Source organism: Arcobacter sp. s6 (assembly GCF_040884245.1).
Lineage (GTDB): Bacteria > Campylobacterota > Campylobacteria > Campylobacterales > Arcobacteraceae > Aliarcobacter.
Window position 1 is genome coordinate 19,883 of record NZ_JBEVTN010000020.1, and the last position, 17,856, is coordinate 37,738.

The following is a 17,856-nucleotide window of genomic DNA, read 5'->3' on the forward strand; positions in this document are numbered from 1 at the left end:
AGTATAGATGTTTAGTCAGATAAAATTATCAAAAATAAAAGTATTTTTATTAGGAATATTTATTTCTAATTCTTTTTTATTTGCAAGTGACATTCAAATAGAAACTATTTTTAAAAATAAAAATATTGAAGGAACTCTTATTTTAGAGTCTTTAAATACAAAAAAAACATATATTTATAATGAGAAAAAAGCAGAAACTTTACTAAGTCCTGCCTCTACATTTAAGATACCTCATACTTTGATAGCTCTAAACGAAGGAGTAATTTCTGCTGATTCAATTATACTTTGGGATAAAACAGATAAGGGAATGACTCCTTGGAATAAAGATCAAACTTTAGAATCTGCATTTAAAGTTTCATGTGTTTGGTGTTATAAAGAATTTACTTCAAAAATTGCAGCTTCAAAATATAAAGAATATTTAGAAAAGCTAAACTATGGAAATAAAACTATAGGCATTGATGTAAGTGATTTTTGGTTAGATGGATCTTTAAAAATTACAGCTTTAGGACAAATTGATTTTCTAAAAAAACTTTATAAAAATGATTTGCCTTTCAAAATGGAGTATATAAATACATTAAAAAATATTATGATAGAAGAGAAAAATGAAAATTATACTCTTAGTGCAAAAAGCGGTTGGAGTACAAGATTTGAATTTGAGAGTGGTTGGTATATTGGATATATTGAAACAAAAGATGATGTATGGTTTTTTGCTACAAATATAGTCACACATGGGCAAAAAGATTTACCTTTACGAAAAGGGATTACATTAGAAGCTTTAAAAATAAAAGGAATTATAAATTGAATTATGAAATAAAAAATGCACTCATAAGTGCTAAAATTGACTCATTAGGAGCACAATTAAATAGTTTGAAAAACAATAATCAAAATCTTGAATATATGTGGCAAGCTAATCCAAAATATTGGAATAGACATGCTCCTATACTTTTCCCAATAGTTGGAAGATTAAAAGATGACGAGTATTTTTATGATGGAAAAACATATAAAATGTCTCAACATGGATTTGCTAGAGATTGTGAATTTGAACTTGTAAAACAAGAAGATGATTATTTAAGATTTAGACTTAAAAGTAGTGAAAAGAGTTTAGAAATATATCCTTTCTTCTTTGAGCTTAATCTTTCTTATGAGTTAGTTGAAAATAAATTAGTAATATCTTATGAAGTAAAGAATAAAACAGATGGAAAAATGCTTTTTTCAATAGGAGCTCATCCTGCTTTTAACTGGCCTTTAGATAATGAAGAAAAAAATGATTGTTTTTTCGAGTTTCAAAATATAAAAAATACAAAAAGATATTTTTTAAATGATAAAGGTTTAGTTTATAAAAGTGCAGATTTAGAAATAAAAGATAATAAAATACCTTTAAGTGAAGAGTTATTTAAAGATGATGCTTTAGTTTTTAATGATTTAAATATAAAACAAGTAACATTTAAAAACTCAAAAAATAAGAATTATGTAAAATTGCAGTTTGAGAAATTCCCATATTTAGGTCTTTGGTCAAAACCAAGTGGTGCGCCTTTTTTATGTATTGAACCTTGGTTTGGAGTTGCAGATAGTTATGATTCTTCAAAAAATTTAGAAGACAAAAAAGGGATAATTTCTTTGAAAAAAGATGAAATTTTTTCTTGTTTTTATAGTATTGAAATCTAAAAAAATTATAATATTTTTTAATAATGGAGTTTTAAATGAATGAAAAAATCTCAAATGTTTTATATGTAAAAGTAGGAAAAGTAACTACAACAAAAATAGAAAATAAAAGAAATGAATTAGTTTCAGGAATAAAAAAATATCCAGTTTCAAAAGCATACCTTACAAAAACAGGTTTTAAAGAGGATTCTCAAGCTGATTTACTTCATCATGGTGGAGAAAATAAAGCTTTATTTCTATTTTCTGCAATTACTTATGAAAAAATAAACTCTTTTTTTAATAATAATTTTGATATGACAAATATGGCGTATTTTGGAGAAAATTTGATTTTATCTAATATTTGTGAGAAAGATATTTGTATTGGAGATATTTTAAAAATAGGGCAAAGCAAAGTTCAAGTAACACAACCACGACAGCCTTGTTGGAAATTAAGTGCAAATACAAATGAAAAAAATATGACAAATTTTATTTTTAATTCTGGATTAACAGGTTGGTATGCAAAGGTTTTAGATGAAGGAATTATTTGTCAAAATGACGAAGTTATTTTAGAAAAAAGAGTTAATTCAAATCTTAGTATTGAGAAATTAAATCAACTAATAATAAATCCAATGAGTGATGAAAAGCTTACTCTTGAAGCTTTAAAGTGTGAAGATTTAGGAAAAGCATTTTTTGAGTCATTATCGAAAAGATATAATTTAAAAGAAAAAGATAATCAATTTTCTTTTTATCATACATAATGAATTAGAAGATGAATTAATCTTCTAATTCATCTTCGTCATTATCTTGACCTTTTTCTTTTGGTTTTCTAAATTCTGCTCTTGCTATTAGTTCTAAAAAGAAACTATCAAAGTTTTCAGATGCTGCTATGTCAATTGATTTTGTAATATCTACAAATCTAATTTCAACTGCTTCTTGGGCTGTTTTACCAAATTTACAATCAAAGTTCCAGTAGTTACAATTTTCTGGTAATTTTTTACTTCTTTCTCTTTTGATATACTTTCTTACTTCATTTTTTATAGAATCAACTTGTCTATCTTTGTTTTTGTTTTCAACTATTAGTTGGAATGTTTTTCTCATATAAATCCTTTTGATGATTATATCTAATTTATGGTTTAAATTAAAATATTTTAATTTTATGAAAGAATATTTATAGAACATATTTTATACAGTCAATTATAAAATAACCAAAGCAAATTTGATATAATTTTTATACATTTTAGAAAAAAAGAGAAATATGGAAAATATTTTATTAACGTTATTTTTAACTATTTTTATAGCTACTATTTTAAATATTATATTGAAGAGATTTGGAATCTCTCATATTATTGGTTATATAATCACAGGTACACTTATTAGTTATGGATTTAATTTTAATGGTGTTGATATAGGCTCTTTAGAACTTATAGCAGAATTTGGAATTGTTTTTTTGATGTTTACAATAGGACTTGAAATGAGTCTTGATAAAATCAAACGAATGAAAGAAATTTTATTATTAAATGGTTTTTTACAAGTTAGTATTAGTGCAGTATTGATATATCTTGTAACTTTTTTTATTTTCAAACTTAGTGTTGAAGTTTCACTTATAGTTTCTTTAGCTTTTTCTTTATCTTCAACGGCAATTGTATTAACATATTTAAAACAATCGAAGGATATTCATACTCCATATGGTGAAAAATCAACTGCTATTTTAATTTTCCAAGATTTAGCTGTTATTCCTATTTTACTTTTAATTACATTTTTGACAAATGATACTTTATCTATTGGTGAAGTATTAGCTAAAACATTTGTATTGGCACTTGCAATTATATTTTTTATGTTTACAATTGGGAAAAAGATCATTTCTTGGCTTTTAAAATTTGCGTCAGATACAAGAATTGAAGAGCTATTTTTAGGTTCAGTTTTATCTATAGTTATTGGAACTTCTTTATTAGCTCATGAAGTTGGTTTTACATATTCATTGGGAGCATTTATTGCAGGTATGATAATTTCTGATACGAACTTTAGTGTAAAAGTTGAATCAGATATTTCAAGCTACAAAGATTTACTTTTAGGGGCATTTTTCTTTAGTGTGGGAACAAAAATAGATGCTTTATATTTTTTATATAATGTACATATTATTTTGGCAATTTTTATAGCTATTATGCTTATAAAGGCCTTAGTTGTTTATGTAATTATTAGAAGAAAATCGGATAAAAGTACAGCTATTAAAGCAGCTTTAGCTCTTTGTCAAGTTGGAGAGTTTTCTTTTGCTATATTTGCATTAGCATCAAATGATAATTTAATTTCCCATGAAATGGCAAGTTTTTTAATACTTATTTCTGTTTTATCTATGATTTTGACGCCATTTATAATAAATAATATCTATAAAATCGCTTCATATTTTGTAATTGAGTTTTATGAATCTGACAAAATTACGCCAATTAAAGCAAAAAATCATGTTGTTATTTGTGGATTTTCAATTTTAGGAAGAGTAATAGCAAGAGATTTATCTGAGAGAAATATTCCTTTTGTAATAATCTCAGATGATTTAAGACATGTTCTTCTTGGAAGAAAATTAGGATATATGGCATATTTTGGTCACTTAGATAAACTTCCTGTTTTAGAATCTTTAAAAGTGGATGAAGCTTCTAGTGTTATCATAACTCTTAGTGATACTCATAAAAAAAGATTAATTTGTGAAGCTGTATTAAAATTTCATGGTGAAGCAAATATTTTATTAAAGATTGAATCTCTTGATGAAAAAGCACAATTAAAAGATTTAAATATTAAAAAATTTGTTCACGCTAATATAGAAGTTGGGCGTTTGTTAGTAGATGAGGCTTTACTTAAGTTAGAAAACAAGTAGATTTGTTAATCTTCTTGTTGTTCAAGTTCATGTCCGTGTGCATGTTCATCTAAGTTTTGCATAATATAATCATAAATTCTTTGATATTCACTATCTGGCGTTTTATTCTCTTCTATAACTGCTAAAACATTTTGAAGTTCAACAAGAAATGATTCCATTTCTTCAATTGCTAACATATCATCTGGTGTTTGAGAATTAGTCTCTAAAAGTTTGTGTAAATCTTCTAAATAATTTTCAACTTCAGGAATCATAGTATTTTCAACTAAATCTTTTAACTCTTCTTTTATGTTTTCCATAATCTTCCTTTTTTATTACTTCTTTATTATATTATCTTATTCATTTAATTAACAAATGAAAATTTGAAAAAATCTGTTACAATTGCACCATGAAAAAAATTTTATTAATATTAACTCTTTTTATTTATGCATATTCTATTGAAATTAAACAAATGCCTATTAGTTTTTCACAAAATAGAATTGATTTAACTAAACAATATATAAAAAGTTCTTATGGTTTGGATGTTGAAAATATAGATATTATTCCTAAAGTTATTGTTATTCATCATACTGCAATGGATGATTTAAAAGAATCATTTGATAGATTCAATGCTGAAACATTAACACCAGATAGAAGTTATATATTAAAAGCAGGAAGTTTAAATGTATCTGCACATTTTTTAGTAGATTTTGATGGAATAATTTATGCTTTAATGCCCGAAACTCATATGGCAAGACATGTAATAGGATTAAATCTTTCAAGTATTGGAATAGAAAATATTGGTGGAAATGAAAAAGATTTAACAAAAGAGCAATTAAAAGCAAATATTGAATTAGTTAAATATTTAAAAAATAAATATAAAACAATTGAATACCTAATTGGTCATTATGAATATACAAAATTTGAAAATCATCCTTTATTTTTAGAAAGAGATGCTAAATATAGAACAGTAAAACATGATCCATCTGAATGGTTTATGGAAAGTTTACGAAGCAATTTTTCTGATTTAAAAGTCTACGAAAAGTAATTCCCTAAGTAATTTATTGTAATTATTGTATAATAATAAGATAACTTTCAAGTAATAAATAAACAACTAAAAGTAAAGCTTAAGATAAAATATGTTAGTTTCTTTCAATGAATGACAATATAAATACACACTCGTACATAGAAAAGTTCTCACTAAGTCCTATTTCATCACTATTTTTTGCAGTTGCTTTTTTAGCTATTGGTTATGGTATGATACTTACTTATGTTGGGGTTTACTTAAAAGATTTAGGTTTAAATGATGCAATTATCGGTTTAATCAATGCTTCATTTTTTTTAGGGGCAATTGGTTCTTCAATTTTTAGTCAAAAAATTATCTCTTCTGTTGGGCATATTCGAAGTTTTGCTACTTTTGCTTCTTTGATGGTTATTTCTTTTTTAATTCAAGCACTATTTTTTAATGAATATCTTTGGGCATTTTTGCGTTTTGTTTCAGGTTTTGCATTTTATGCTTTACTTATAATAATAGAGAGTTGGTTAAATGAAAAGAGTAGTCAAACGCATAGGGGAAAAATACTTGCAATTTATACAATCATTTTCTATCTTGCAACTGCATTAGGGCAGCTTTTTTTAAATATAAAAGGTGATACAACTTATATAATTTTTATTCTGGGTTCTGTATTAATTCTTTTTTCAGTTTTATTTATTTCAATGACAAAAATTAAAGAACCTATTTTAAAACCTTTTGAAAAATATAGTTTCCCAAAACTATTTTCAGTGGTACCCCTTGCTTTAGTTAGTTGTTTTGTTGGTGGTTTTTTAGTTGGTGGATTTTTTACAATGATACCAATATATTTAATACAGAAATACTCCTCAATAGAAATGGTTTCTTTATTTATGGCATGTACGATTATAGGAGGTTTGATTTCTCAATGGCCTATAGGATTATTATCAGATAAATATGGAAGAAGAAAACTTATTGCAATTAATGGATTTTATATTGCTATTGTTTCTTTATTATTTATTGTATCTTTTTCATATGAAAATATGATTTATCTATTAGGAATTTTATTAGGACTTAGTATTTTTTCTATTTACCCATTGGCATTAGCTAGAGCAAATGATGTGGTTGATGAAAATAAAGATATTGTAGAAATAAGTAGAGCACTTTTATTTACTTATGGTTTAGGCTCTTTTATAGCTCCTATACTTTTAGGTTTTGGTCTTTACTATTATTCAGAATTTATATTTGTAGTTTTTGCAATTTTAGGTGTTTTTTTAGGTTTTTATTCATTGTCTAAAAAAAGAATAGCAGATGATCATATGAGCGTATTTGTTAATATACCAGTAGCTTCAGGAAGTACTGTAGTTGAAATGGACCCAAGACAAGATTTAGATTATAAAAAGGAATTAGATGACAGACAATAATTTTAAGACAACAATCTTAAAACCCGTATTTATACCATCAGTATTATTTATAATATTACTAGTGGTTTTTACAATGATAATGCCAACAGTGGCAAGTGATGTTTTTAGCACAGTTAAAAATTTTGTAGCAGAGAAATTTGGTTGGTTATATATGTTAAGTGTAGGAATATTTACACTTTTTGTGCTATTTTTAGCAATTTCACCATTTGGAAGATTTAGATTAGGGCCTGATCAATCAAAACCTGCATATAATAATATATCTTGGTTTGCTATGTTATTTTCAGCTGGAATGGGAATAGGACTTATGTTTTGGGGTGTTGCTGAACCTGTAATGCATTATGTATCTCCTCCTATTGGAGCGGGTGAAAGTATAGAATCAGCTAAGATGGCTATGAATATAGTATTTTTTCATTGGGGATTACATGCTTGGGGAATTTATGCTGTGGTTGGTTTAGTATTAGCTTATTTTTCTTTTAGACATGGATTACCTTTGTCTATTAGATCTGCTTTATATCCTTTGGTTGGAGATAAAATATATGGAGGAATTGGACATAGTGTTGATACAATTGCTGTTTTAGGAACTGTTTTTGGAGTTGCCACTTCTCTTGGTTTTGGTGTTTTACAAGTAAATTCAGGATTAAACTATTTATTTGATATTCCCGTTGGAATTACTACTCAAATAATATTAATTGCAGTAATTACAGCACTAGCAACAATTTCAGTTGTTTTAGGTCTTGATGGTGGAATTAAAAGATTATCTGAATTAAATCTTTATTTAGCTTGTTTTTTAGTTTTATTTGTATTTTTAGCTGGACCTACATTTTTTCTATTAAATGCCTATATTCAAAATATTGGTTCTTATTTATCAAATATAGTATTTATGACTTTTAATCAATATGCTTATGATAAAACATCATGGATTAGTTCTTGGACTTTATTTTATTGGGCTTGGTGGATTGCATGGGCTCCTTTTGTTGGTATGTTTATAGCACGAGTTTCAAGAGGTAGAACTATTAGAGAGTTTGTAATTGGAGTATTATTTGTTCCTGTTGGATTTACTTTTATTTGGATGACAGTATTTGGAAATAGTGCACTTGATGCTATTATGCATGATGGATTTACTGTTTTATCATCAGCTGTATCAGCAGATGTTTCAACTGCTTTATTTAAATTTTTAGAGCACTTTCCTTTTTCTGGTTTCACATCTATTATTGCTATTATTTTAGTTATAACTTTCTTTGTAACATCATCTGATTCAGGATCTCTTGTAGTTGATACAATTGCATCAGGTGGACGTGATAATAATCCAGTTTGGCAAAGAATCTTTTGGGCAGTTACTCAAGGTGTTGTTGCTATTGCTTTATTACTTGCAGGTGGTTTAGGAGCTTTACAATCAGCTTCAATTATTATAGCCTTACCTTTTGCTATTGTTATGCTAATTGCTTGTTGGGGACTTTATAAAGCTCTAAAGCTTGAAACAATTAGAAATGAAAGCTTAAGACATCATATGAATGCAGGTCGTCATGGGAAAATAAGTGGAACATGGAAAGTAAGACTTAATAGAATCATTGAATTTCCAAAAGTTGAAGAAACAAAAAGATTTATTAATGAAGATGTAATTCTTGCAATGGAAGCTGTAAAAGAAGAACTTTCAAAATATGCATGGAATGTAGAAGTTATAAGTGATAAAGAAAAAGCTATATCAGTTTTAAGAGTTGAACATTCTAACGACTTTGATTTTATTTACGAAGTAAGAGCTAGAAACTATGATACACCAAGTTATGCTTATCCTGAGTCAGTAAACCCAACAAAAGAGCAAAAGAAATATGCTCGTGCTGAAGTTTATTTACAAGATGGAAATAAAGCTTATGATATTTATGGTTATGACGAAGATGCAATAGTTATTGATATTATTGATCAGTTTGAAAAACATAGACATTTTTTACATAATACATCTACACTTAATCCTGTAGTTCCTATTGATTAAAAACTATTTTATTAGAAGTCAATTTGACTTCTAATATTTAGTTCTTTATTATTTCCATAATCTCTTTTTGTTCTTCTGTTTTACTATTTGTTATATCTTTTTTACTGCGAGAATTTTTTAAACAGCTTAAGGTTTGTGATAAAAGATTAATTCTTTGATATAAGTTTTTAGCTTGTGCTATTTTTATTTTTATTTCATATTTACTAATTAAACTTTCTTTTTCTTTTGTTAAAGCATTTAATTTAAATTCATTTGAGAATAAACTTGTAGATATAAATAAGTAAATAATTATTTTGTTAATTATATATTCCTATTATGTGGATTTTTTTGGATTTGTAATATACAAAATAATTAATTAATATTAGTTTTAAAATGATTGAAAGGTACTTAAAAGTTAAGAATTGATTTGAATAACCAGAAGTCTTAAGACTTCTGATTTTTAAGAGATTGTACTTCAAGTATTCTCATAACAATTGCTGAGATATAAGGGATACTTTGAATAAATATAGTTGCTGCAAAAACATAAATTTCTGTAATACCTGTATAATTTGTAAATATTAATCCAAAAAATGAAATTAATAATAATGTACCTAAAATAGTTTCATATTTAATAGGGTTAGTACTAGTTGCTGCTTTTTTAGCTTTTCCACCTTTATCAGTTCTTTTAAATGGTAAACCATCTTTTACAAAACCATCAAAAACAGCTTTGAAAATGATTAATTGTAAACTCATAGATGCAATAGAACTTAAAATTGTATTTTTAAATGATGTTTTTACTTTGATTCTATATAAAATAAAAGTATGTAAAACATTTACTAAAAACGCCGTAATAATTGGAATTGTTAAAGGAATTGTAGGAATAGTAACCCCCACAAATATAATAACAGGAACCCAAATGATATTCATAATAGCCATAACTGGACCTAAAGCATCACTTAACCAAAAGAACCAACCAGCAACAAATTTATTTTTTTGTCTAGAAGTTAGTTTTTTAGCAGATGGTGTAAATTCTCTCCAGTGTTTTTTAAGGATTTGAATAGCTCCATATGCCCATCTATGACGTTGTGTTTTAAATGCTTCAATAGTATCAGGAAGTAATCCATAACCATATCTTCTATTTGTATAGTGTGCAAGATATCCAGCTTCAAATAGTCTAAGACCTAATTCACTATCTTCAACAATAGTGTCAGTTCCCCAACCACCAACTTCCATCATAGCACTTAATCTTACCATCACCATAGTTCCATGAACAACAATAGCATTTTCTTCATTTCTATCAATCATACCAATATCAAAGAATCCAGCATATTCAGCATTCATAGCTGCTTTGATAATTGATTCATTACCATCTCTATGATCTTGTGGAGCTTGAACGATTGCAACTTTTGGATCATCAAATAATGGAACTAAATCAACTAACCAAGGAGATTCAACAACATAATCAGCATCAATAACCGCAATAATTTCAGCTTCTTTGCTTGTATAATCTAAAGCTGCATTTAAAGCACCTGCTTTAAATCCAGTACAAGTAATATTCATAAATACAAATTTATCACCAAGTTCTTTACATAAAGCTTCAATTGGTTTCCAATAATACTCTTCTGAAGTATTATTGATAATTACTAAAACTTCATAATTTGGATATTGTAATTTAGATAAAGCTCTTAGTGTTTCAGCTAATACATGAGGTTGCTCTTTATATGCAGGAACATGAATTGAAACAAAAGGAATATTTTCTGATCTTAAATCAAGAGGAACAAGTCTTTGTGGTCCAACTCCTAAAGAATTTCTAAATAATTCATTTGCTTTTGCAAGTGTAATAATAATCAAAGGAATCATTAAAAATGTTCCCATTCCCCACATAACCCACATACCAAAGTTCATATAGTTTGCAAATGGATATATAACCGCCATTACAATACCAAATGCCATACCTTGAGCTGTAACTGCGTAAGCTAAAGCATGATTGATATTTAATCTTTGATTTCTAAGACCATATAAAGTTAATAAAGCTCCAATGATAATTGCAGCAATCATTTGGTATAACCAATATTGGTTTAGTTCAATATCCCCACTTAAATAGAATTTTAATTCTCTATCTGATGTGAAAATTCCCCAGTATTGACCAACATTACCCTCATCATAACCTTTCCATTGTTGATCAAATGCTTCAACAATATTATACGACCAACCTTTTTCAGAAGCTAAGTTTATAAAACCTCTAATTGCAACAGCTTGATTTTTTAAACTTGGAACTGCATTATTATTATTATATCCATGGCTTGGCCATCCTGTTTCCCCAATATTTATCTTTTTATAGGGGAATAATTTTTCAACAACACTATATTTTTCAATAATAAAGTCATTAAATCTATCAATAGGAACCTTTTCCCAATAAGGTAAAATATGGATAGTGATAAAATCTACATGTTTTGCAAGATCTGGAATTCTTTCCCAAACATCCCATGTTTCAGCACAAGTGATTGGTTTATTAGTAAATTCAGAAACAAAATCAATATATGCAAATAATTCTGTTTCATTTAAATCAGCTCTTAGAAGAGTCTCATTTCCTACTATAACATTTGCAATATTATCTGGATATTTTTCCAATAATTTTAATGCTCTTTGTATTTCTAAGTGATTTTCTTTGTGATCACCACTTATCCAAATACCTAAATCAACAGGTAAATCTGTTTTAGAAGTTGCTTCTAATATTACTTTAGCATCAGCAGTAGAGTAAGTACGAACTTTATTAGTAAAGTGCGACAGCATACTTACATCTTCTTCTATTTGCTCAGTTGATAAAACTTTTTTGTCGTAACCTTCAAATGGAGAGTAAGAGAGTGACTCTACTTTTTCGAATGAAGTTTCAATTAATGACACACGGTTATCCTGAGTAATCCAAAAAAATACTTGGAATAACCCTGCCATGATAAGACCTAAGATAATATATCTCAACGTTAGTTTCCTTTTAAATAATTAATATATTATATTACCATTTTTTCGTTTATTATAAAGTTAACTAGATTGAGATATTAAAGTAGAGAGTTAAATTAGTTTTGATTTAGTTAAAATAATTCCATCATTATCTGCATAAATATAATCACCTGTATTAAAAGTAAGACCTTCAAAACTTAATTCAATGTCTCTTTGTCCTTGAGTTTTTTCAAAATTTCTTAATGGACAAGTTCCAATTGCAGCTAAACCAACATTAATATTTTTTGTTTCATCAGTATCTCGAACGTAACCATTTAAAATAATTGCTTTCCAATTATTTTTAAGTGCAAAAGCCATTAGTTTATCTCCAACAACTCCATAAAATTCTTGTGAATTATCTACTACAACAATTCTACCTTCACCATCTTCATCTCTTAGCATTTCTAATAATAACCAATTACTTTTATCAAGTTTTACAGTTACTATTTGTCCTGAAAATTGTTTTAGTCCACCATAATTTGTAAATTTTGAAGATAAAACTTCTATTTTTTTGTCTCTATTTTCATCGCATAAATCTGCTGTTTGAATGTTCATATTTGATCCTTTCTTTCCTAATAAATATAACAGAGTGTATGGTATATAAATAATATGTATAAAAAGTGTATAAAATTAAAAATTTATTAATTTTAAATATTAATTTTATTTAATAAGCTATAAAAAACATTGTATATTTTTTAAAAGTATAATATAATCCAAAAAATTGCCTAAAATGAGATTATAAATGAAAAAATTTATTAATGAAGAAATGTTTGAAATAATTCAATACTTAGAAAATGAATTAAAAACTAATAATGAAATATATATTGAAGTTTTAAATCCAAATGTTAAAGATAATATATATACGGGTGAAAAAATAAAAATAGAAGAAAAAGAGTTTATTTATAGATCTTATAAATCATGGACTGATTTATCAGAAATTCTATTTTGCAGAATGTTAATTATTGCTTTAAATGAAAATACTGTTGTATTGAAGTTTTTAAAATTAAATAAACTTGATTCTTTTCATAACGATTTAAATGATGAAAGAAATGAAAAATATGGTGAAAATTCAACTTTTTTTAGAATTAATAAAAATGAAGAACCAGTTTTTTTAAATACTTATTTAAATGCTTTAAAAAATGTAAAAATTGAAGAAAAAAGAAATATATTAAATCTAGGTATAAATAAAGCAGATGAATTTGATGTTATAAAAAAACTAATAAATGAAGAAATTTTAAATCAAATGAATTTTGTGGGAATTGATTATTCTAAAAGTGCAATAGAATATTCAAAAAATAGATTTCCTAAAGAAAATTTTAGTTTTTATACTCATGATATAAATAAATTAGATGAATTAAATCTAAAAAAAGCAGATTTATTAATTTCAATAGGAACATTACAAAGCTCAGGTTTAAATTTTAAACTATTATTTATGGATTTAATCCAAAATTATTTGGAAGATAAAGGGTCTATAATTTTAGGTTTTCCAAATTGCAGATGGATAAATGGAGAAATGATATATGGAGCAAAAGCAGCCAATTATTCCTATAGTGAGCAGTCTGTATTATATAAAGATGTTTATTTTTGTAAAAAATATTTACAACAAAAAAAATATAGGGTTACATTAACTGGGAAAAATTATCTATTTTTAACGGCTACCTCAATAAAATAAGTAAAAATGTTTTGTTTATGATATTTTTTTTGTTACAATTGTTAATAAATTAAAAGGAGTATATCATGCCATCAAAACATATAGAAGTAAAAACATTTAAGTTGGCTCATTCTACTGATGATACAGTAAGAATCGAGCATGTTGAAAAGCCTTATGGTGAATATAGTAGTCCAGTTGTAAGTATTGCTGTTTATTCTCATGGTAAAACAAAAGTTTCTGAAATTGAAATTCCTTACGAAAATATTTCAGAATTTTTTAAAGCTCTAAATGAATCTGTTGCATTATGTGATTCAATTCCAAGAAATAGAATTCATGACGAATTAAATTCAGATATTGGTGGAGGAGCTTAATTGAGTTTTGATTCGATTAATAAGTCAAGTTCTGGTAACTTGACTTATGTTTTTTTTGCTTTAATAGTATCTTTGATAGCTACTTTTGGTAGTCTTTTTTTTTCAGAAATAATGCATTTTATTCCTTGTTCTTTATGTTGGTATCAAAGAATATTTATGTATTCATTGGTTTTTTTATTTTTAGTAAATCTTTTATTTCCTGATGATAAAATTTTTAAATATGCATTTCCTTTAGTAATTTTAGGATGGATAATTTCAATTTATCATAATTTATTAATGTTTGGAATAATCCCTGAAAATCTGTCACCTTGCGTACAAGGAGTCCCTTGTTCTACTGCTTATATTAATTGGTTAGGTTTTATTACTATTCCTTTGTTATCTTTTTTTGCATATACTACAATATTAATTTTATTATTAAAAATTAGAAAATAGAAAAAGGAAATTAAATTTATGCAAAATAAGAAATTAGTTTTAAGTTCAATATTAGTATTAGTATTAATATTTTTAGGTTTAGGTTATTTTTACAAAAATAATGAAGTAAAAAAAGAAGAATTACAAACAAAAAGTAATAGTAATTCATTAATTAGAGATCATTCAATTAAATTTGGTGATAATAAAAAGAATATTTCAGTAGTAGAATTTTTAGACCCTGAGTGTGAATCTTGTGCACTATTTCATCCAATTATGAGAAAATTATATAAAGAATATCATGAAGAAATACAGTTAGTCGTAAGATATGTTCCAAATCACAAAAATTCAAGATTTGCAATAAAAATTCTTGAAGCATCAAGAATACAAAATAAATATGAAGAAGTTTTAAGTGTAATATTCGAAAAACAGCCTCTTTGGGCACAGCACAATAATGAAAAACCAGAATTATTATGGGAATTTTTAGCTGTAATTCCAGATTTAGATATAAATAAATTAAAAGAAGATTCAAAAAATCCAGAAATTGAAAAAATTATGGATATTGATACGCAAGATGCAAACCAGTTAAATGTAAGAGGAACACCTACTATTTTTGTTAATGAAAAAAGACTAAGTGTTTTATCGCAAAAAGATTTATTTGATATGGTGGAGTCAGAAATTTATAAATAAAAGGGAAAATGATGTCATTTTTAGAAAAAATTAGTGAATTCTTAACACTTGTAAAAGAGTCAAATTTTGATTTAGGATTAATTTATTCACAAAATCCAAATGGAATTTATATTGTAGTTTTAATAATATTAGTCTTGTTACTAATTGCAGTATTTTTTATAAAAAATGCTTTTAAAAAATCAGAGCTTTTAAGACTTGTATCCAAAGTGCAAAATTCTTCTGATTTTGATGAATTTGATAGGAAATTATCAAAAATTGCTTTTGAATTACCAAAAAGAGGAGTAGAAGTTGCTTCTAGTTTAAATGTGCTAAAAGAAGATATTTTAACTTCTCAGTTGGCTTTATTAAAAGATTTTAGTATAAAAAAGAAAATAAAATCTTATAAGCAAATTTCATCTGTATACTCTTTAATTGCAGCTAATTCAAAAAAGTATAAAAATGAAGAATTAACTAAATATTATGAAAATAAATCTCGAATATTATTGGATGAAAATCTGAAAAATGAGATAGAAACTTATTATAAAAATATTAGTTTTAAAGAAAATGACATCAAATATGTAAATAGTATTGTGGCTTTCGCAAATACTTTGGAAAATCCTGAGTCTATTTTAACTCCTTTACAAGAAGAAATAAATAGATTTAGTTTTGCTTTTAATTTAGATTTATTTAAATTTGTAAAAGCTTTAACAAAAGAAGAATCAGGAAAAATATTTATTAATTGTAATGAAAAAATAAATTCATTATTTGAAAATAGTAATATAATGATTTCAGAAAATATCTTAGCTTATATGATGGAAATTGGTCAAAAAGAGAAAGTTTATGAGTATATTTCAAACTTAAAAAATCCAATTTACTTACAAAGTTTATATTATAGATTCTTTGCAAAAGTAGAAGATGATATTAATTTAGATTTGGCTTTTGTTAAAAATGAAACACAAATAAATGAGAATTATAAAGAGCATTTAGATAATAAAATCACATTTAATTGGAAAGATTTAGGCTTGATAAAACATATTTTAAATGCACCAAGAGTTTTAGAAACAATAGGGCATATAGATTATAGAAATGTTTTAGAAAGAATTGAAAAACTAGAAAATGAAGTTGATTACAATGCAAAAGTTGCAGAGATATTAGAAATTGCAAGACGAGCTGAGACTATTGCAAAAGAAGCCAAAGCAATAGCAAGAAGTAGTAAGTAAAATGGAATATGTATTAGCCTTATTTTTAAGTGCTGTTTTAACTATTATTTTTATTTATTTTAAAAAGAATAAAAATATTGTTATCAAATCAGCACCTCTAAAAAAAGAGGAGTTAATACAAGCTTATAAAGAGGAGCTTCTAAATATTTTAGAAGAAAACGAAGAGAATAAAGAGTTACAATTTCAAGAAAAAATAAAGTTTTTAAAGAGAGTAAATTATGAACTTTCAATGAATATATTTTTTGATGAGATTGAAGCAAAAAAATTAATACAAGAATTATCGGGTTTAGGTAAATAATAATGAAAAAAAGTTTATTAATAGGTTTAATGATAACAGGTCTTCTATTTAGTGGGTGTGATAATAAAACAACAATAGATGAGAGTGCAATTGTGAAAGCAGGAACACATCCAAGTAGTGCTCCCGTTGAGTTTGTTTCAGAAAATTTTACACTGCTTACTACAGATGAAAAATTTATTACTTTAAAAAGTACAGAGCAAGGATTGGATTTTGAAGAGTATAAGGGGAAAAAAGCTATTTTAGTTGATGTTTTTGCTACTTGGTGTCCACCTTGTATTGAAGAACTTCCAGTTTTAAAAGAGCTTAGAGAAAAATATAAAAATGATTTTGAAATCGTTTCTGTATTATTTGAAAAAGATAAACCAAAACAAGAAATTTTGGATTTTATAAAAAAATATGAAATAGAATATCCTGTTACTGTTGGTGAAGAAAATTTTAAATTAGCAAAACAATTAGGTGATGTGAAAAAGATTCCTGAAATGTTTTTATTTACAAAAGAGGGTAGATTTGTGAAAAAATTTGTTGGAAAAACTTCAAAAGAAGATTTAGAACAGTATATTAATTTAGCAATTAAAAACTAATTTAAAATTCTTTCTAATTGCTCTAAATTATCTATAAAATAGTTAGCTTTAGAAAAATCGTGTGTTTTTGTAAATTCATTTTTTACAATAACACACTCTATATTTGCATTTACAGCAGACGTTAATCCTCTTTGAGAATCTTCAACAACAATAGTATGCTCAGGCAAAGCATTAAATAACTCTAATCCTTTTAAATAAGGATCAGGGTAGGGTTTAGCTCTTTTGTAGTCTTCAACACATAATACGAACTGCATATAATCACTTATTCCTCTATTTTTATGAATAAGCTCAAAGTCTACTCTTCTAGAAGTTGTAACTATTGCCATTTCATATTTTTTTGAAAGATTTTTTAAGACTTTTTTTACATTTGGAATTTCAAGATTCTTTGTATGTAAAAACTCTTGATAATAAGCATCTCTGTGAACTCTTTTTTTGTCAATAGTTTCTGCTTTAACACCAGCTTCAATAGCGACTTCCCAAGCTGTTCCACCTCTTGCCATAATTTCTTGATATTTATCCATATGAAGAGTTAATCCTAACTCTTTTAGTGCCTTTTTATTAGCCTCATAATACCAATTCTCAGTTTCTACTAAAACTCCATCATTATCAAATAATATGTATTTTTTCATATATAATTTATTTCCTATAGTTTAATTTTATTGTGTAAAAAAAAAGGAAAACTAAAAAAGCTTTCCTTTTGGACTTTGTATATAGTAGGAGGAAGGTTAATTTTAGATCTTAACATCGCAAAAAATTAAGTTTATTAATTAACTTGTAAA

Annotated in this window: 19 protein-coding genes; 14 read left to right on the forward strand and 5 right to left on the reverse strand. The window is 26.0% G+C overall.

Annotated features, from left to right (window positions below; all coding sequences use genetic code 11):
• Window positions 1-7 precede the first annotated feature (7 nt).
• The 3 genes from blaOXA to ABVS04_RS12795 are packed head-to-tail and all read left to right on the forward strand — an operon-like array spanning window position 8 to window position 2,399.
• The gene (gene blaOXA / locus ABVS04_RS12785; RefSeq protein ID WP_368031132.1) at window positions 8-802 is read left to right on the forward strand and encodes a class D beta-lactamase; all 795 of its coding nucleotides are present in this window, start codon (window positions 8-10) and stop codon (window positions 800-802) included.
• Window positions 799-1,665, forward strand: coding sequence for an aldose 1-epimerase family protein (locus tag ABVS04_RS12790; protein ID WP_368031133.1), 867 nt, complete (start codon window positions 799-801; stop codon window positions 1,663-1,665). The genes blaOXA and ABVS04_RS12790 overlap by 4 nt, the downstream gene beginning before the upstream one ends.
• Before the next feature lie 35 nt (window positions 1,666-1,700).
• Window positions 1,701-2,399 (forward strand): MOSC domain-containing protein, encoded by a 699-nt coding sequence (locus ABVS04_RS12795; RefSeq protein WP_368031134.1) that lies wholly within the window; start codon window positions 1,701-1,703, stop codon window positions 2,397-2,399.
• 16 nt (window positions 2,400-2,415) lie between these two features.
• On the opposite strand, the gene ABVS04_RS12800 is transcribed toward ABVS04_RS12795, so the two are convergent.
• Complete coding sequence (locus ABVS04_RS12800) at window positions 2,416-2,739, reverse strand: DUF6172 family protein (protein ID WP_368031135.1); 324 nt, start codon at window positions 2,737-2,739, stop codon at window positions 2,416-2,418.
• A 157-nt stretch (window positions 2,740-2,896) separates the two neighbouring features.
• On the opposite strand from ABVS04_RS12800, the gene ABVS04_RS12805 reads away from it, so the two are divergent.
• Window positions 2,897-4,507: a cation:proton antiporter gene (locus tag ABVS04_RS12805; protein ID WP_368031136.1), complete on the forward strand. Its 1,611-nt coding sequence runs from the start codon at window positions 2,897-2,899 to the stop codon at window positions 4,505-4,507.
• A 5-nt stretch (window positions 4,508-4,512) separates the two neighbouring features.
• On the opposite strand, the gene ABVS04_RS12810 is transcribed toward ABVS04_RS12805, so the two are convergent.
• Window positions 4,513-4,803, reverse strand: coding sequence for a hypothetical protein (locus tag ABVS04_RS12810; RefSeq protein ID WP_368031137.1), 291 nt, complete (start codon window positions 4,801-4,803; stop codon window positions 4,513-4,515).
• Window positions 4,804-4,892: 89 nt separating this feature from the next.
• Between ABVS04_RS12810 and ABVS04_RS12815 the strand changes: the two genes are divergently transcribed.
• The 3 genes from ABVS04_RS12815 to ABVS04_RS12825 all read left to right on the forward strand — a co-directional run bounded on the left by ABVS04_RS12815 (window position 4,893) and on the right by ABVS04_RS12825 (window position 8,903).
• Window positions 4,893-5,531: a peptidoglycan recognition family protein gene (locus ABVS04_RS12815; protein ID WP_368031138.1), complete on the forward strand. Its 639-nt coding sequence runs from the start codon at window positions 4,893-4,895 to the stop codon at window positions 5,529-5,531.
• A 107-nt stretch (window positions 5,532-5,638) separates the two neighbouring features.
• On the forward strand, window positions 5,639-6,916 hold the full coding sequence (locus ABVS04_RS12820) for an MFS transporter (protein ID WP_368031140.1): 1,278 nt from the start codon (window positions 5,639-5,641) through the stop codon (window positions 6,914-6,916).
• On the forward strand, window positions 6,903-8,903 hold the full coding sequence (locus ABVS04_RS12825) for a BCCT family transporter (protein ID WP_368031141.1): 2,001 nt from the start codon (window positions 6,903-6,905) through the stop codon (window positions 8,901-8,903). The genes ABVS04_RS12820 and ABVS04_RS12825 overlap by 14 nt, the downstream gene beginning before the upstream one ends.
• Window positions 8,904-9,326: 423 nt before the next feature.
• On the opposite strand, the gene ABVS04_RS12830 is transcribed toward ABVS04_RS12825, so the two are convergent.
• Complete coding sequence (locus ABVS04_RS12830; protein ID WP_368031142.1) at window positions 9,327-11,834, reverse strand: glycosyltransferase family 2 protein; 2,508 nt, start codon at window positions 11,832-11,834, stop codon at window positions 9,327-9,329.
• 117 nt (window positions 11,835-11,951) lie between these two features.
• A complete protein-coding gene (gene rraA, locus ABVS04_RS12835) occupies window positions 11,952-12,434 on the reverse strand; it encodes a ribonuclease E activity regulator RraA (protein ID WP_368031143.1) in 483 nt (160 codons plus the stop codon).
• A gap of 187 nt (window positions 12,435-12,621) precedes the next feature.
• On the opposite strand from rraA, the gene ABVS04_RS12840 reads away from it, so the two are divergent.
• The 7 genes from ABVS04_RS12840 (at window position 12,622) to ABVS04_RS12870 (ending at window position 17,077) form a co-directional block, all read left to right on the forward strand.
• Window positions 12,622-13,551 (forward strand): methyltransferase domain-containing protein, encoded by a 930-nt coding sequence (locus ABVS04_RS12840; RefSeq protein ID WP_368031144.1) that lies wholly within the window; start codon window positions 12,622-12,624, stop codon window positions 13,549-13,551.
• 65 nt (window positions 13,552-13,616) lie between these two features.
• Window positions 13,617-13,901, forward strand: a complete 285-nt coding sequence (locus ABVS04_RS12845; RefSeq protein ID WP_368031145.1) for a hypothetical protein — start codon at window positions 13,617-13,619, stop codon at window positions 13,899-13,901.
• Window positions 13,902-14,333 (forward strand): disulfide oxidoreductase, encoded by a 432-nt coding sequence (locus tag ABVS04_RS12850; RefSeq protein ID WP_368031146.1) that lies wholly within the window; start codon window positions 13,902-13,904, stop codon window positions 14,331-14,333.
• Window positions 14,334-14,351: 18 nt separating this feature from the next.
• Window positions 14,352-14,999, forward strand: coding sequence for a DsbA family protein (locus ABVS04_RS12855; protein WP_368031147.1), 648 nt, complete (start codon window positions 14,352-14,354; stop codon window positions 14,997-14,999).
• A gap of 11 nt (window positions 15,000-15,010) precedes the next feature.
• Window positions 15,011-16,198 (forward strand): hypothetical protein, encoded by a 1,188-nt coding sequence (locus ABVS04_RS12860; protein WP_368031148.1) that lies wholly within the window; start codon window positions 15,011-15,013, stop codon window positions 16,196-16,198.
• Window position 16,199: 1 nt separating this feature from the next.
• Window positions 16,200-16,496 carry a hypothetical protein gene (locus tag ABVS04_RS12865; protein WP_368031150.1) on the forward strand — a complete coding sequence of 99 codons (297 nt, stop codon included), beginning with the start codon at window positions 16,200-16,202 and terminating at the stop codon, window positions 16,494-16,496.
• Window positions 16,497-16,498: 2 nt separating this feature from the next.
• A complete protein-coding gene (locus ABVS04_RS12870; RefSeq protein ID WP_368031151.1) occupies window positions 16,499-17,077 on the forward strand; it encodes a TlpA family protein disulfide reductase in 579 nt (192 codons plus the stop codon).
• Here the strand turns inward: ABVS04_RS12870 and ABVS04_RS12875 are convergent.
• Window positions 17,074-17,706 carry an HAD family hydrolase gene (locus ABVS04_RS12875; protein ID WP_368031152.1) on the reverse strand — a complete coding sequence of 211 codons (633 nt, stop codon included), beginning with the start codon at window positions 17,704-17,706 and terminating at the stop codon, window positions 17,074-17,076. The genes ABVS04_RS12870 and ABVS04_RS12875 overlap by 4 nt on opposite strands.
• Window positions 17,707-17,856: the final 150 nt, after the last annotated feature.

Excerpts from the sequence above, each read along its gene's own strand:
- blaOXA (WP_368031132.1), top strand. The coding sequence starts at position 8 with ATGTTTAGTCAGATAAAATTATCAAAAATAAAAGTATTTTTATTAGGA.
- ABVS04_RS12795 (WP_368031134.1), top strand. The coding sequence starts at position 1,701 with ATGAATGAAAAAATCTCAAATGTTTTATATGTAAAAGTAGGAAAAGTA.
- ABVS04_RS12800 (WP_368031135.1), bottom strand. The coding sequence starts at position 2,739 with ATGAGAAAAACATTCCAACTAATAGTTGAAAACAAAAACAAAGATAGA.
- ABVS04_RS12805 (WP_368031136.1), top strand. The coding sequence starts at position 2,897 with ATGGAAAATATTTTATTAACGTTATTTTTAACTATTTTTATAGCTACT.
- ABVS04_RS12810 (WP_368031137.1), bottom strand. The coding sequence starts at position 4,803 with ATGGAAAACATAAAAGAAGAGTTAAAAGATTTAGTTGAAAATACTATG.
- ABVS04_RS12815 (WP_368031138.1), top strand. The coding sequence starts at position 4,893 with ATGAAAAAAATTTTATTAATATTAACTCTTTTTATTTATGCATATTCT.
- ABVS04_RS12820 (WP_368031140.1), top strand. The coding sequence starts at position 5,639 with ATGAATGACAATATAAATACACACTCGTACATAGAAAAGTTCTCACTA.
- ABVS04_RS12825 (WP_368031141.1), top strand. The coding sequence starts at position 6,903 with ATGACAGACAATAATTTTAAGACAACAATCTTAAAACCCGTATTTATA.
- ABVS04_RS12830 (WP_368031142.1), bottom strand. The coding sequence starts at position 11,834 with ATGGCAGGGTTATTCCAAGTATTTTTTTGGATTACTCAGGATAACCGT.
- rraA (WP_368031143.1), bottom strand. The coding sequence starts at position 12,434 with ATGAACATTCAAACAGCAGATTTATGCGATGAAAATAGAGACAAAAAA.
- ABVS04_RS12840 (WP_368031144.1), top strand. The coding sequence starts at position 12,622 with ATGAAAAAATTTATTAATGAAGAAATGTTTGAAATAATTCAATACTTA.
- ABVS04_RS12845 (WP_368031145.1), top strand. The coding sequence starts at position 13,617 with ATGCCATCAAAACATATAGAAGTAAAAACATTTAAGTTGGCTCATTCT.
- ABVS04_RS12855 (WP_368031147.1), top strand. The coding sequence starts at position 14,352 with ATGCAAAATAAGAAATTAGTTTTAAGTTCAATATTAGTATTAGTATTA.
- ABVS04_RS12860 (WP_368031148.1), top strand. The coding sequence starts at position 15,011 with ATGTCATTTTTAGAAAAAATTAGTGAATTCTTAACACTTGTAAAAGAG.
- ABVS04_RS12865 (WP_368031150.1), top strand. The coding sequence starts at position 16,200 with ATGGAATATGTATTAGCCTTATTTTTAAGTGCTGTTTTAACTATTATT.
- ABVS04_RS12870 (WP_368031151.1), top strand. The coding sequence starts at position 16,499 with ATGAAAAAAAGTTTATTAATAGGTTTAATGATAACAGGTCTTCTATTT.
- ABVS04_RS12875 (WP_368031152.1), bottom strand. The coding sequence starts at position 17,706 with ATGAAAAAATACATATTATTTGATAATGATGGAGTTTTAGTAGAAACT.